Source organism: Agrobacterium sp. SORGH_AS_0440 (assembly GCF_031453135.1).
Classification (GTDB): Bacteria; Pseudomonadota; Alphaproteobacteria; order Rhizobiales; family Rhizobiaceae; genus Agrobacterium; species Agrobacterium pusense.
Genome location: NZ_JAVIYR010000002.1, coordinates 157,550 through 171,513, shown reverse-complemented (window position 1 = coordinate 171,513; position 13,964 = coordinate 157,550). Strand labels below are relative to the sequence as shown.

Sequence of the window (13,964 nt, the reverse complement as noted above, 5' to 3'; positions counted from 1 at the left end):
AAAATCAATGACCGTCATAAAAGTTCAAAAAGCCTGTTGACACCGGGCGGCTGCCCTCGTACATCGCTCTCCGTCGCCCAGATGGCGGAATTGGTAGACGCGCCAGCTTCAGGTGCTGGTACTCGCAAGGGTGTGGAGGTTCGAGTCCTCTTCTGGGCACCATTCCATTTTGATCTTAGCCAGATCAAATACTTAGACGAAAAAACAGCAACATTTGGCCCTCCTGCAGAACGCAGGGGTACATGTTGCGGTTTTTCGTTTTGCTGACGTCCAGCGCCAATCTTACCCTTAGGAAAGATGCAGATGACGAGCCGAGGCTCACGCCTTCACGTCATCGAATACGGCGGCTCGATCGTTCGGATTTGAGGCGGACCAAGCCTTGTTAAGGCTGGGCGTCCTTGTCGCCACTGTTTTGCGAATGCTGCTCACAATTGGGCGTACAGGAAAGAACGGTTCGCTCCGTCTGGCGGAAAACACGGACCGTATTGCCTTCATCAATGGAGACGAGAATCCGCTCATCGACGATTGGATTCCCTTCGGCGTCGAGAAGTACGAGATTTGTCGTGCCGAAACTGCGGCCTGTCAGAACGATCGTGGTGGCGTCGGCAACCGTGGCATCGGCAACTTTCGAGTTGCCGACGATAACCTTGCTGACAGGACGGTCGAGACGGAGGACGCGGGCGTGGTTCATCGAGACGCGCAATATGTCTTCTTGGGCAAAACCGGGCCGGAACGCCCCTCCCAGAATGACGGACAAGCCGACCACAATTTTCGTCAGTTTTCCGGATGACACGCTTTTTGCCCTTGCTCACTAACCAGCAGTTTACCGCGTCAAAGAATGCGTGGTTTTAGTGAATGAAGCGTTAAGTGACGAAAATGCGTGATGCGCACGGTAACCATGCATAATTCCTGGCATTCACGACCTGCGCCGCCCCGCATCATAACTGAACATCTGTGTCTCATTGAGGAACCCGTTTTCCCAAAATGAGAACAGCCCTTCGACAGAAGAAGTTTGTTTATAAGCAAATATAGAAATACATTAAATACTTTTCATATTTATTTACCAAAGGAAACTCATCCTGCCGTTTACTTTGAGTTAATCGTTTTTTTTAAGCGCTTGGAAATCGCTCGTCTGTAGTTTGAAGGCAACCGAACAACGGAGAACAGTTGTCGGCGTGCTGAACTACACAAGAGTTAGGAGATACTCATGACCAAGATTTTCGCTCGTTTCCTCAAGGACGAATCCGGCGCTACGGCAATTGAATATGGCCTGATCGCCGCGCTTATTTCCGTTGCAATCATCGGCGGCGCTTCGGCCGTTGGTACGCGGCTCAATGCTTTCTTCACCGCTCTTTCTCAGAGAATCAACGCCAATGCGCCTGCCCCAACAAACTAAGCGTTACTGAATCAGAAGTGGACACGCCGCCCTTGAGGCGGCGTGTCTTTTTTATGAATACCTTCGATAGAGTAGCTGCCGTGAAAAGCAGCACGAGGAGATGGTCGTGGTAGTCGCTGCAATTTTCCTGATATTGCCTTTTTGCCTCGCTTTTGCGGCTCTGAATGATCTCTTCAGCATGACGATACCGAACAGGATAACACTTTTCCTGCTATCGTCTTTTGTGGTCATAGCCCCTTTTTCCGGAATGGACTGGCATACTTTTGCCATGAGCCTCGCGGCCGCCGCTATTGTATTTTTTGCCTGTTTTGCGCTTTTCGCCGCCAATGTCATGGGTGGAGGAGATGCCAAGCTTCTGACGGCCGCTGCCGTGTGGTACGGCTTCAACATCTCCCTCATAGAATTTCTGCTCGCAGTGACCTTCATCGGCGGTGTGTTGACACTTGGCATCCTGCTTTTGCGATCCCGCTCACAGGAAATAATGGCGATAGGCATTCCTATCCCAGATTCACTGATGGTGGCAAAGAAGATCCCCTATGGGATCGGTATCGCCATTGCCGGACTTCTGACATACGGTGAAGCACCGATGGTAAAGGCCGCCATCGCCGGTCTTCTTTGAATGAATTACTTCAAGGACCGAAATTAAAGGCTCGTTAACCACAAACCCAAGTATAATATTAACCATAATTATACCAATGACGCGCCATCCTGACGGGAGAAGAATCTGATTCCATCAAGGATCGAGCATGAAACCGTCGCGTATCGTCATTCTCTCCGTTGCCCTGGTTGCAGCCGGCCTTGCCGGTCTTGTCGCCATGCAGATTTCCGGTGCAAAACAGGTTATCGAAAAGGCGGAAACGATCATCCAGAAAGAGCCGACGGTCAACGTTCTCGTTTCCTCGGTCAATTTACCCGTCGGCAGCCGTCTGAATGACAGCTCGGTGCGCTGGACGCCCTGGCCGCAGGGCAATGTCGTCGACAGCTTCATAACCGAAGCCAAAAACCCAAACGCAATCACCGAACTCACCGGCGCCGTCGTGCGGTTGCCCCTGTTCGAGGGGGAACCGGTGCGGCCGGAAAAAGTCGTCGATTCCAGTACCCGCATCATGTCATCGCTTCTGCCGGCAGGAAAACGCGCCGTCGCCACGGAAATTTCCGTTTCAACCGGCGCGGGCGGCTTCGTACTGCCCAATGACCGTGTTGACGTCATCATGGTTCGCAAGGGTGAGAACGGAAACTTCCTGACCGAAAATGTTTTGAACAATGTCCGGGTTCTCGCGATCGACCAGCAGATCAAGGAAGGCGAAGACGGGATTTCCGCCGTCGTGGGCGCAACGGCCACACTGGAACTGACGCCTGAGCAGGCGAAGATCATAACGGTGGCGCAGCAGATGGCGGATCGCCTCACTCTCGCCCTGCGCTCGATCGCCGATGCACAGGAAAACGACACGCTTTCGGCGGGCTATCTTCTCAACGGCGGCTCCGGCCAACCGGAAATTCAGGTGATCAAATCCGGTTCAATCGTCAAGGGCAATCAGGGAGCATCACAATGACCGGGGGGTTCATGGCAAAGCGCGTTAAAAAACACCTGCGTTCATCGATGCTGGGCGGACTTGCATTCTGCGTGGCTTTTTCAGGCATTCCAGGCCCGCATTCGCCCGAATTTCTGCGTCTCGGCGAGGCCGCGGCACAAAGCGCCAACATCGTGCGCATCACCGAGAGTGGCTCGGGCGTTCGCAAACGCCTGAAACTCGGCCTCAACAAGGCTTTGGTCATCGACCTGCCCGAGGACGCCCATGATATTCTCGTTGCTGACCCCAGCCTTGCCGATGCCGTGACCCGCACGTCGAGACGAATCTATCTCTTCGGAAAAACGGTGGGGCAGACCAATATTTTCATTTTCGGCGATAGTGGCCGTGAAATCGTCAGCCTCGATCTCGAGGTGGAGCGCGATATCGTCGGGCTGGAGACCAATATTCGCCGCTTTATTCCCGACTCCGACATCAAGGTCGAAATTGTTTCAGACAATATCGTTTTGACGGGAACGGTTCGTACACCGCAGGACTCGGCACGGGCAGTACAGCTTGCCGAAGCCTTTCTGAAGGGTGGTGAAGCCACCACCCGTAACATATCGCTGACAGGTGGCGACAATGGCGGAGACGCCGCAATTTTTGCCGAAAACCGCCAGGTATCGCAAATCGTCAATATGCTGACGATCGAAGGCGAAGATCAGGTAACGCTGAAGGTTACCGTCGCCGAGGTCAGCCGGCAGGTGCTGAAACAGCTGGGTTTCAATGGCTCCATCAGCAGTTCGACAAGCAATAACGGCTTCGAATTCGCAAATCCGTCCAATCTTGGAAATGCAATCAGCGGCGCCTCGCGGATCGCCAGCGGCGCGATCGGTTCCGGTTCGCTCAACTTTGCCACCTATCTCAATGCCATGGAGCAGGCCGGTGTCGTACGCACGCTGGCCGAACCCAGCCTCACCGCCATTTCCGGCGAGCAGGCAAAGTTCTATGTCGGGGGCGATTTCCGTCTGCCTGCGGAACAGGAAGTCACCATCGACAAGGATACGGGCCAGCAGACCATAACGCGCACGACCGACACGGTCGACTACGGCATAACCTTGAATTTCCGGCCGGTCGTGCTTTCGCCAGGACGGATCAGCCTCAAGATCGAGACCAATGTTTCCGAGCCTACCTATGAAGGTAACGTGGTAACCGGAAATGCAGGCCGGAACATCCCAGGTTCGACTTATATGTCGATCCGCAAGCGCGAGACCTCGACAACCGTCGAACTCCCATCGGGCGGCTCGATCGTCATCGCCGGCTTGGTCCAGGATAATATCCGCCAGGCCATGTCGGGGCTTCCGGGCATTTCAAAGGTTCCGATCTTCGGCACGCTTTTCCGCAGCAAGGACTTCCTTCGCAACGAAACGGAACTTGTCATCATTGCAACGCCCTATCTGGTGCGCCCGGTCGCGCGCAACCAGATCGCCCGGCCGGATGACAACTTCAATCCGGAAAACGATGCAGCCATGTATTTCATGAACCGCGTCAACAAGGTCTATGGCCGCAAGGACCAGGTTCAGGCGGCTCCTTATCAGGGATCGGTGGGGTTTATCTACAAATGACCAAACGCGCACGAAATCCCCTCTTCAGAGCAAGCCCGGCGGGGGCAGGAAACATCATGCAGGAAACCTCTTCCTTTTTGTCCATCAAACGCGCCGGTCTCGTCGCCATGGTTGCGCTCACCGCCGGCCTTCTGCAGGGCTGCGCGCGTGACCCTTTGACGACCAATGCCATTCCTGACGACTATCGCACCCGCCATCCCATCACGCTCTCGGAAGCGGAACATTCGCTGGACATTCCGGTTTCGGCAGGCGACAGCCGGCTGACCACGGCAGTGGCGGACAATGTCCGCGGGTTTGCCCAGAACTACGCGTCCATGTCGACCGGCATCGTCAATATCCAGGTGCCGTCGGGGTCCGCCAATTCGGCGACCGCATCAAAAATGGCGAAACAGATCCGCTCGACGCTTTCCGGCGCCGGAGTTTCTTCGGGCAAGATCATGGAAACGCGCTACGCCGCCTCCCCGAATGGCGATGCTGCTCCCATTCGTTTGAGCTATGTGGCCGTCACCGCCATGACCGGGCAATGCGGCCAATGGCCGGAAGACCTTTCGGACAACACCTTCGCCAACAAGAACTGGTACAATTTCGGGTGCGCTTCGCAAAGCAATCTCGCGGCTCAAGTCGCCAATCCGATGGATCTGGTCGGCCCGCGCGGCATGAGCCCCATCGATGCCGAGCGCCGCGCAGTGGTTATCGATACGTATCGTAACGGCAAGAACACGGCCACCGCAAACTGATGCGGTCCCAACAATTGTCACGGCAGGAAAGACGATGAGCGCTGTAGAATACGACATCAAGTCAAGCGACGGAGCAGACACCCTGCAGCCGGTGCGCACCTCCGATATGGACCGCCTGCGGCCCCTGCCACGCATCTCCATCCACGCCTTCTGCGTCAGCGACAACATGCAGGGCGTCATGGACGCATTGTCCGGTGACAGGCGCATGAGCAAGGTAACATTGCGGGTGACGAAGGGTGACATCAACGCTGCGGCCACGATGTTCTCTGCCTCGCCTACGCCAAATCTCATCATTCTGGAGACGGCAAGCGCGCCGGCTTCGCTGCTGGATGATCTTGCTCCTCTCGCGGAGGTTTGCGACCCCTCCACCCGTGTCATCATTGTCGGCCGCCACAATGACATAACGCTCTATCGCGACCTCATCCGCAACGGTATTTCCGAATATCTGGTCGCCCCGGTCAACATGGCCGATCTTCTGGCTTCGATCGCCGCGATCTTCGTCGACCCCGAAGCGGAGCCGCTTGGCCGCAACATCGCCTTCATTGGCGCCAAAGGTGGGGTGGGCTCCTCGACGGTCGCACATAATTGCGCCTTCGGCATCTCGACCCTGTTTTCGACGGAAACCATTCTCGCCGACATGGATCTGGCTTATGGCACAGCCAATATCGATTTCGATCAGGATCCGGCCCAGGGCATGGCGGAAGCGGTTTTCTCGCCGGAGCGGCTGGATGAGGTATTTCTCGACCGCCTTTTGACGAAATGCTCCGATCACCTATCGCTGCTCGCGGCACCGTCGCTTCTTGACCGGACTTACGATCTAGACCGCCAGGCCTTTCTGCCGATCCTTGAGGTTTTGCAGCGTAGCGCCCCCGTCGCCGTCCTCGACCTTCCCCACCAATGGTGCGACTGGACAAGGGCTGTGCTTGCGGAAGCGGATGAGGTCGTCATCACCGCGGTTCCGGATCTTGCGAATCTTCGCAACACCAAGAACCTGTTCGACGCGCTGATAAAACTGCGCCCCAACGATAAATTGCCGCATCTCATCCTCAACCAGGTGGGCATGCCGAAGCGACCCGAAATCGCTCCGGCGGATTTTTTCGACCCGCTGGAAATCGAGCCGATTGCGATCATTCCATTCGAGGCGCAATTGTTTGGAAACGCCGCAAACAGCGGACGCATGATTAGCGAAATGGATGAAAAATCCCAGATCGCAGAAACCTTCTCGCAAATTGCCCATACCATCACCGGTCGCACGGTGCTGCGCAAAAGCCGGCGCGGCGGTCTGGACAGACTTAAGAATATTCTCAAGCGCAAGTAGGGATTCCCTCCGCGCCTATTGACGGAAACGCCGATGTTCGGAAAACGCGGGGCCGAGGGCCCAGCCAGAAGCACGAAGCCGGATCCCGTCGCACCTGTCCCCATGCAGGTGGCGGCGCCCGAGCCCCGCGCTCTCTCCATCGACACGCTCGAGCCGGGCCAATCACCCGTAGCGCGACAGATGGCGGTAACGCAGCCGGCGCAAAAAAAGCGCGCCCGCACGGAGGATTATTACAATACCAAGGGCCAGGTATTTTCCGCGCTCATCGATACGATCGACCTTTCGCAGCTCGCCAAACTTGATGCGGAAAGCGCGCGCGAGGAAATTCGCGATATCGTCAACGACATCATCACGATCAAGAATTTCGCAATGTCGATTGCCGAGCAGGAAGAACTGCTTGAAGACATCTGCAATGACGTTCTCGGTTATGGGCCGCTTGAGCCCCTTCTTGCCCGCGACGATATCGCCGATATCATGGTCAATGGTTCGGGCCAGACCTTCATCGAAGTCGGCGGCAAGACCATCGAATCCGACATCCGCTTCCGCGACAACGCGCAATTGCTTTCCATCTGCCAGCGCATCGTCAGCCAGGTGGGCCGGCGTGTGGATGAATCGAGCCCCATATGCGACGCCCGCCTGCCGGACGGCTCGCGCGTCAACGTCATCGCGCCGCCGCTCGCCATCGACGGCCCGGCGCTGACAATCCGAAAATTCAAGAAGGACAAGCTTACGCTCGACCAGCTCGTGCGTTTCGGTGCGATCACACCCGAAGGCGCGACACTGCTCAAGATCATCGGTCGTGTCCGCTGCAACGTCGTCATCTCGGGCGGCACCGGCTCCGGCAAGACCACGCTTCTCAATTGCCTGACGAGCTTCATCGACAGGGATGAGCGCGTCATTACCTGCGAAGACACCGCCGAACTGCAGCTGCAGCAACCGCATGTCGTCAGACTCGAAACGCGGCCTCCGAACATCGAAGGGGAAGGTGAGATCACGATGAGGGATCTCGTCAAGAACTGCCTTCGCATGCGGCCGGAACGCATCATCGTCGGCGAAGTGCGCGGACCGGAGGTATTCGACCTGCTCCAGGCGATGAATACCGGCCATGACGGTTCAATGGGAACGCTGCACGCCAATACACCACGCGAGTGCCTCAGCCGCATCGAATCCATGATCGCCATGGGCGGCTTCACCCTGCCGGCCAAAACCGTGCGTGAAATCATCTCGGGATCGATCGATGTCGTCATTCAGGCGCAGCGCCTGCGTGATGGTTCACGCCGGATAACCCAGATCACGGAAGTGATCGGCATGGAAGGCGACGTCATCGTCACTCAGGATTTGATGCGATACGAAATCGAAGGTGAGGATGCCAACGGCAAACTGATCGGCAGACATGTATCGACGGGCATCAGCAAACCCCATTTCTGGGACCGTGCACGCTATTATGGCGAGGAAAAACGCCTGGCCGCCGCGCTCGATGAAATGGAAAAGACCTCCTAAGGGAAAGCGACCGCCATGGACCCGACAATCCTCTTATTGGCCGCACTCGTCGCCGTTTCGGCGGGCGCGCTCGCTTACGCTTTTCTTTTCCAGCAGATAGAGGTCGAAAAAAAGACCACCAGCCGCTTCAAGCGGGTCCAGGCCGCGGAGACGGACCACACCAACATCAAAGCCGCACGTGACCGCGTGCATGAGCTCAGCAAACGCCGTAAATCCATGCAGGACAACCTGCGGGAAATGGAAAAAAAACAAAATGAGAGGGCAAAAAAGGCCAAAAATGTCGGTTTGCGCGAAAAGCTCGTTCAGGCGGGGCTGACGCTGTCCCTGCGACAGTTTCAGCTGCTGAGCGTCGGCGCGGCGGGCTTTGCCACCCTCATCGCACTTCTTTATGGCCTGTCATTGCTTATCGCCCTACCGATAGGCGCCGTTATCGCGCTGGGGCTGCCGCGCTGGGCACTGGCGTTCCTCCTCAAGCGCCGGCAGAAAAAATTCCTCGAAGAGTTTCCCAACGCACTTGATGTCATGTGTCGCTCGATCAAATCCGGCTTGCCGTTGAACGACGCGGTGCGATTGATCGCATCTGACGGCCAGGAGCCGGTGAAAACGGAGTTCCAGCGGGTTGTCGACGCGCAGCAGGTCGGCATCGGCATACCCCAGGCGATCGAGCGCATGATGCTGACAATGCCGCTTTTCGAAGTGAGCTTTTTCAGCACCGTCATCAACATTCAGGCGCAGGCCGGCGGCAACCTCTCCGAAGCGCTGTCGAACCTTTCAAAAGTTCTGCGCGACCGCAAGAAGATGCGTGCCAAGGTGAATGCACTTTCGATGGAGGCAAAGGCGTCTGCGGTCATCATCGGCTCGCTGCCCTTTGTCGTCATGATGCTGGTGCACTTTACCTCGCCGGAATATCTATCGGTGCTTTTTACCGATATTCGCGGCCATATCATTCTTGGGGCGTCGGCCGTCTGGATGTTGATCGGGATATTCATCATGCGCCAAATGATCAATTTCGATATTTGAGGGCGCAGAATGAGCGGGAGTTTTCTTTCGAGCCTCACCAATCCGCAAACGATCGTCGCCGTTCTGGTGACGCTGGCGGTTTTCGCCACCCTTTATACGCTCATCATGCCGGTTTTCGAGCGGAAGGATTTCGCCAAACGCATGAAAGCCGTGTCGTCGGAACGCGATCTCATCCGCAGCCGCGAGCGCGAGCGGCTTGCGACCGTTACCAGGGAAGGCAAAACCTCCTTGCGCGGCAACAATAACAAGTCCGCCCGGCGCATCGTGGAGAAATTCAACCTCCAGGAAGCGCTTGCGGACAAGAACACGATGAACAAGCTGCGGGCAGCAGGGCTTCGTTCCCAAAACGCGTTCAACACGTTTCTCGCCGCCCGCTTCATCCTGCCTTTCATTTTTCTGGCCGTAGCCTTCACCTGGATCTTCGTGCTCGGCAATCTCTCCGACAAAGCCTTCATCGTCCGGCTGATGGCTGTGTTGCTGTTCGGCTATATCGGTTTCTATGCTCCCAATATCTATGTGTCGAACCGCATGAACAAACGGCAGGCGTCGATCAAGAAAGCCTGGCCGGATGCGCTCGACCTCATGCTGATCTGCATCGAATCCGGCGTGTCCATGGAGGCCGCGATGCGCCGCGTGGCAGAGGAAATGGGTGAGCAGTCACCCGAACTGGCTGAAGAAATGATGCTGACGACGGCGGAACTGTCGTTCCTGCAAGACCGGCGGGTCGCTCTCGAGAATTTCGGCACGCGAACACAGCTCGAAGCCGTGAAAAGCGTCGTGCAAGCGCTTATTCAGGCGGAACGGTACGGAACGCCGCTCGCTCAGGCGCTGCGCGTTCTCGCACAGGAAGGCCGCGACGAACGCATGAACGAAGCGGAGAAAAAAGCGGCTGCACTACCGCCGAAGCTCACCGTGCCGATGATTGTATTTTTCCTGCCGGTCCTCATCGCCGTCATTCTAGGCCCTGCCATCATCCGCGTGCTGGACACGTTCTGAAAAACATTTCGCCCGAATTTCGCGGCGACGCGTCAAGTTCCGGATATAGGGACGCGGCATCGCGCGAAGCATCAGCCCGCCGGCTTTCCGTCTTTTTTTGCGAGCTGCTGCCAGGAATTTTGCTGGGACAGCATTGCCCGCAGATAAGTCAGGTTTGCCTGAGCCTGCTGCGGCGAGAGTTCCTGTACCGCAATACGCTCTGCTTCGGCGAAGCGACCCTGGAGGCCGACAACGAGCGCGAGGTTCTGGCGAACGCGGCTGTCGGCGCCAGGCTGGGCGATGGCCGATTGCAGGTAGGTTTCGGCAGTGCGCGGATCGCTCGACAGCACATAGGACATGCCCAGATTTGAAAGCACGCTCGGATCGTTCGGCTTCAGATCAAGCGCCTGCCGATAGCGGGCGCGGGCTTCGCTCGAACGTCCAAGCTGGTCAAGCACCGCGCCTTCGGCCGAGTAGAGGCGCCAATCGGGTCGATCGGGTGTCTGCGCCCGCTGAATGGTTGAAAGCGCCTGCTCCAGCTGTCCCGCAGCCGCCTGTGCCTTGCCATACGCGGCAAGCACGTCGCGGTCGGCGGGATTGGCGATGGCTATCTGCTGCATGACTGCAAGAGCCTGCGTGTTCTTGCCCGTCATCATCAAGACGCTGGCATAATTCATGCCCACCGACTTGTCCTTGGGATTTCGTTCATAGGCTTTGCCGGCGGTTTCTTCCGCCTGGCGAAGCTGGTCCATGTTCATGTGATCATAGGAGCGCGCGGCGGCGGGAATGGAGCCGGTAGACATCCGGTCCGGTTTGTTGGTGCTTGCACATCCAGAAACCGCAAGAACCAATGCGGCAAAACACGCGCCCCGCAGCAACCCTGTCCGGCCTGTCTCAGCCAAAGAAAAAGCAGTCATGGCAGCGCCCTCGCCCAAGAATGATCAATCTTGCGCCCGACAAACGACAGACTCACATGACGCAACTTTCGCTTAAGCAATAATCTGTTAACCCTAACAGAGCGTTAATCGCACCGATTCTCGACATTTACGGAAGCATATAATGGCGCCCTATCAGTTCATCGAACGCCCGACCCCTTTCAGCTCAAAGGCAGGCAGTACACTGCCGGTTTTCGCAGTCACGCCCGCCCACATCGAGCAGGGCGCCATTGACCCCGTCGCTCTGGACTGGGCAAAGAAAGCAGGGTTCAAGGCCGAGGCCGGTGCCATCCTGCTCGTTCCCTCTGCCGATGGTTCGCTCGGCGGCGTGCTTCTCGGCCTTGGCGGCAATCCCTCTGAAATCCCGTTCATCACCGGTAAACTCGCCCGCGAACTGCCTGAAGGCGAGTGGCACATCGAGACCGCACCACTGACGGCCAATCGCCTCGCTCTCGGTTTCGGCCTCGGCAGCTACCGCTTCGACAAATACAAGACCACCAAAACCAGCGGGGCGAAGCTGCTCATTCCCCAGGATGCCGAAGACGGCGAGATCAAGCGCATTCTCGCGGGCGTCTTCCTCGCGCGCGATCTCATCAATGTGCCTGCCAACGACATGGGACCGGATGAGCTGGAGATCGCTTTCCGGGGCCTTGCCGCCCATTACAAGGCGAAGGTGAAGGTGACCACCGGCGACGACCTGCTGAAGGAAAACTTCCCCCTCATCCACGCCGTCGGCCGCGCCAGCGAAAGCGCACCACGCCTTCTGGAAATGAACTGGGGTAAAAAGGGTAATCCGCGTCTGACGCTTGTTGGCAAGGGCGTGTGCTTCGACACCGGCGGTCTCGATATAAAACCCGCAGCGTCCATGGCCCTGATGAAGAAGGACATGGGCGGCGCCGCCAATGTCCTTGGCCTGGCGCTGATGATCATGGACGCGAAGCTGCCGGTCGACCTGCGCGTCCTCGTGCCCGCCGTCGAAAACTCCATCTCTTCCAACGCCTTTCGTCCCGGCGACATTTACCGGAGCCGCAAGGGGCTGACGGTGCAGATCGACAATACCGATGCGGAAGGCCGCCTCGTTCTGGCGGACGCTCTGGCCTATGCCGATGAGGACGCGCCAGACCTGATGATCGACATGGCAACATTGACCGGCGCCGCCCGCGTCGCGCTCGGTCCCGATCTGCCGCCCTTCTACACCGACGACGACGATCTGGCCCACGACATCGCTGAAGCCAGCATCGATACCGACGATCCGCTGTGGCGCATGCCGCTCTATATGGGATACGACAAGGACATTCGCTCGCGCGCGGCCGATATTACCAATGCGCCTTCCGGCGGCATGGGCGGATCGATCACCGCCGCGCTGTTTCTCAAGCGTTTCGTGACCAACACCCGGCGCTGGGCGCATTTCGATATTTACGGCTGGTCGCTGAGTGAAAGGCACCACTCATCGATCGGTGGAGAAGCGCAGGGTATTCGCGCCCTCTTCCATTATATCGCACATCAGTTCACGAAATAGCGGCTTTAGGGGTGCTTCGTCGACCGGAGCGCCCCGCTTTGATCAAACCAGAACCTTCTGTTCCTTGTGATCTTCCTGGCCGAAGAATTTCAGGTAACGCTCCACTTCGGCCGGTTCACCGGTTGCTTTTTGCGGATTGTCCGAGAGTTTCACAGCCGGCCGGCCATTGGCGTCGCTGACCTTGCAGACGATGGAGATCGGCTTGAGGCTGGCGATGGTTTTTGGCGCGCAGCCAGCAAAATCATTTGTGAGGTTGGTGCCCCAGCCGAAGCTCATGCGAACGCGGCCTTCGAAATGCCTGTAAGTGTCGATGATGGCATCGACATCGAGGCCATCGGAGAAGATCAGCATCTTCTTGCGCGGGTCCCGACCCATCTTCTGCCACCACTCGATGATCTTCTCGCCACCCTCGATCGGCGGTGCGCTGTCCGGGCGGAAACCCGTCCAGTCAGCCACCCATTCCGGCGCATTGCGCAGAAACGCCGCCGTGCCGAAGGCGTCGGGCAGAACAATCAGCAGGTTGCCACCATAAAGCCGGTTCCAGTCCTTCAGAACCTGATAGGGCGCGGCAGCCAGCTCCTCATCCGTCTGCGCCAGCGCCGCGACCACCATCGGCAGTTCATGCGCGTTGGTCCCGACGGCTTCAAGGTCCGAATCCATGGCGAGCAGCACGTTGCTCGTACCGGTAAAGGCCGGCCCGATGCCTTCCTTCAACGCCTCGACGCACCAGCGCTGCCACAGAAAGCTATGGCGGCGGCGGGTGCCGAAATCGGAAATGCGCAGGCCCGGCAGTTCCCGCAGCCGCTCAACCTTCTCCCACATCTTGGCCTTTGCGCGGGCATAGAGAACATCCAGCGTGAAATAACCGAGCGAGCGCATGGCGCTACGCGAACGCAACTCGTTGATGATGGCGAGCGCCGGGATTTCCCAGAGCGTCGTATCCATCCAGCGGCCGTGGAAATTCAGCTCGTACTGCCCGTCGCGCTTGAAAAGCTCATATTCCGGCAGCTGATAGCTTGATAGCCAGGAGAGAAATTCCGGCTCGAAAATCTGCGAGCGGCCGTAAAACGTGTTACCCGCAAGCCAGATATTCTCTTTTTTGGAAAGACGCAGAGTACGCGCATGATCGAGCTGTTCGCGCAGCTCCATCTCGTCGATCTCCTCGGCCAGCCGCACCGTCTTGGTGCGGTTGATCAGTGAAAACGTCGCGTCGACTTCCGGATAAAGCTTCCAGATCATCTGCAACATCAACAGCTTGTAGAAATCCGTATCGATCAGGCTGCGGACGATCGGGTCAAGTTTCCAGGTATGATTGTGGACACGGGTGGCTATATCGGTCTTCGTCATACTTGCATTCCCCAGTATCGGCCAAAGGTCAGAATAGCCGATGTCAATCCGCACCCTGGCAGGTATCAACCCGTCATGCGGAAG

13 protein-coding genes and 1 tRNA gene are annotated in these 13,964 nt (G+C 57.4%); 11 read left to right on the top strand and 3 right to left on the bottom strand.

Annotation, left to right across the window (positions count from 1 at the left end; translation table 11 throughout):
- Positions 1–75: 75 nt before the first annotated feature.
- Positions 76–162: transfer RNA gene (locus QE453_RS10050), tRNA-Leu, on the top strand.
- A gap of 220 nt (positions 163–382) precedes the next feature.
- Here QE453_RS10050 and QE453_RS10045 read toward each other — a convergent pair.
- Positions 383–793, bottom strand: a complete 411-nt coding sequence (locus QE453_RS10045; RefSeq protein ID WP_404977890.1) for a pilus assembly protein N-terminal domain-containing protein — start codon at positions 791–793, stop codon at positions 383–385.
- A 414-nt stretch (positions 794–1,207) separates the two neighbouring features.
- Here QE453_RS10045 and QE453_RS10040 point away from each other — a divergent pair, with 414 nt between their 5' ends.
- From QE453_RS10040 to QE453_RS10000, 9 genes are all read left to right on the top strand, one after another.
- The gene (locus tag QE453_RS10040; RefSeq protein ID WP_207588376.1) at positions 1,208–1,396 is read left to right on the top strand and encodes a Flp family type IVb pilin; all 189 of its coding nucleotides are present in this window, start codon (positions 1,208–1,210) and stop codon (positions 1,394–1,396) included.
- A gap of 106 nt (positions 1,397–1,502) precedes the next feature.
- The gene (locus QE453_RS10035) at positions 1,503–2,015 is read left to right on the top strand and encodes a prepilin peptidase (protein ID WP_244405382.1); all 513 of its coding nucleotides are present in this window, start codon (positions 1,503–1,505) and stop codon (positions 2,013–2,015) included.
- Positions 2,016–2,142: 127 nt separating this feature from the next.
- Positions 2,143–2,949 (top strand): Flp pilus assembly protein CpaB, encoded by an 807-nt coding sequence (gene cpaB / locus QE453_RS10030; RefSeq protein ID WP_006699754.1) that lies wholly within the window; start codon positions 2,143–2,145, stop codon positions 2,947–2,949.
- A complete protein-coding gene (locus tag QE453_RS10025; protein ID WP_244405384.1) occupies positions 2,946–4,529 on the top strand; it encodes a type II and III secretion system protein family protein in 1,584 nt (527 codons plus the stop codon). Before cpaB ends, QE453_RS10025 begins: the two co-directional genes overlap by 4 nt.
- A 56-nt stretch (positions 4,530–4,585) precedes the next feature.
- A complete protein-coding gene (locus tag QE453_RS10020; protein ID WP_045533066.1) occupies positions 4,586–5,266 on the top strand; it encodes a CpaD family pilus assembly protein in 681 nt (226 codons plus the stop codon).
- 34 nt (positions 5,267–5,300) lie between these two features.
- Positions 5,301–6,584 (top strand): CpaE family protein, encoded by a 1,284-nt coding sequence (locus QE453_RS10015; protein WP_022555427.1) that lies wholly within the window; start codon positions 5,301–5,303, stop codon positions 6,582–6,584.
- A 33-nt stretch (positions 6,585–6,617) separates the two neighbouring features.
- Positions 6,618–8,084: a CpaF family protein gene (locus QE453_RS10010; RefSeq protein ID WP_184285150.1), complete on the top strand. Its 1,467-nt coding sequence runs from the start codon at positions 6,618–6,620 to the stop codon at positions 8,082–8,084.
- A 15-nt stretch (positions 8,085–8,099) separates the two neighbouring features.
- Positions 8,100–9,104: a type II secretion system F family protein gene (locus QE453_RS10005; RefSeq protein ID WP_004439301.1), complete on the top strand. Its 1,005-nt coding sequence runs from the start codon at positions 8,100–8,102 to the stop codon at positions 9,102–9,104.
- A 9-nt stretch (positions 9,105–9,113) separates the two neighbouring features.
- Positions 9,114–10,100, top strand: a complete 987-nt coding sequence (locus QE453_RS10000) for a type II secretion system F family protein (protein ID WP_004439300.1) — start codon at positions 9,114–9,116, stop codon at positions 10,098–10,100.
- Positions 10,101–10,171: 71 nt separating this feature from the next.
- On the opposite strand, the gene QE453_RS09995 is transcribed toward QE453_RS10000, so the two are convergent.
- A complete protein-coding gene (locus QE453_RS09995; protein ID WP_309776991.1) occupies positions 10,172–10,996 on the bottom strand; it encodes a tetratricopeptide repeat protein in 825 nt (274 codons plus the stop codon).
- A gap of 142 nt (positions 10,997–11,138) precedes the next feature.
- Here QE453_RS09995 and QE453_RS09990 point away from each other — a divergent pair, with 142 nt between their 5' ends.
- Positions 11,139–12,533: a M17 family metallopeptidase gene (locus QE453_RS09990; RefSeq protein ID WP_022555424.1), complete on the top strand. Its 1,395-nt coding sequence runs from the start codon at positions 11,139–11,141 to the stop codon at positions 12,531–12,533.
- Positions 12,534–12,575: 42 nt separating this feature from the next.
- Here the strand turns inward: QE453_RS09990 and pncB are convergent, their stop codons facing one another.
- On the bottom strand, positions 12,576–13,880 hold the full coding sequence (pncB, locus tag QE453_RS09985) for a nicotinate phosphoribosyltransferase (protein ID WP_004439297.1): 1,305 nt from the start codon (positions 13,878–13,880) through the stop codon (positions 12,576–12,578).
- Positions 13,881–13,964: the final 84 nt, after the last annotated feature.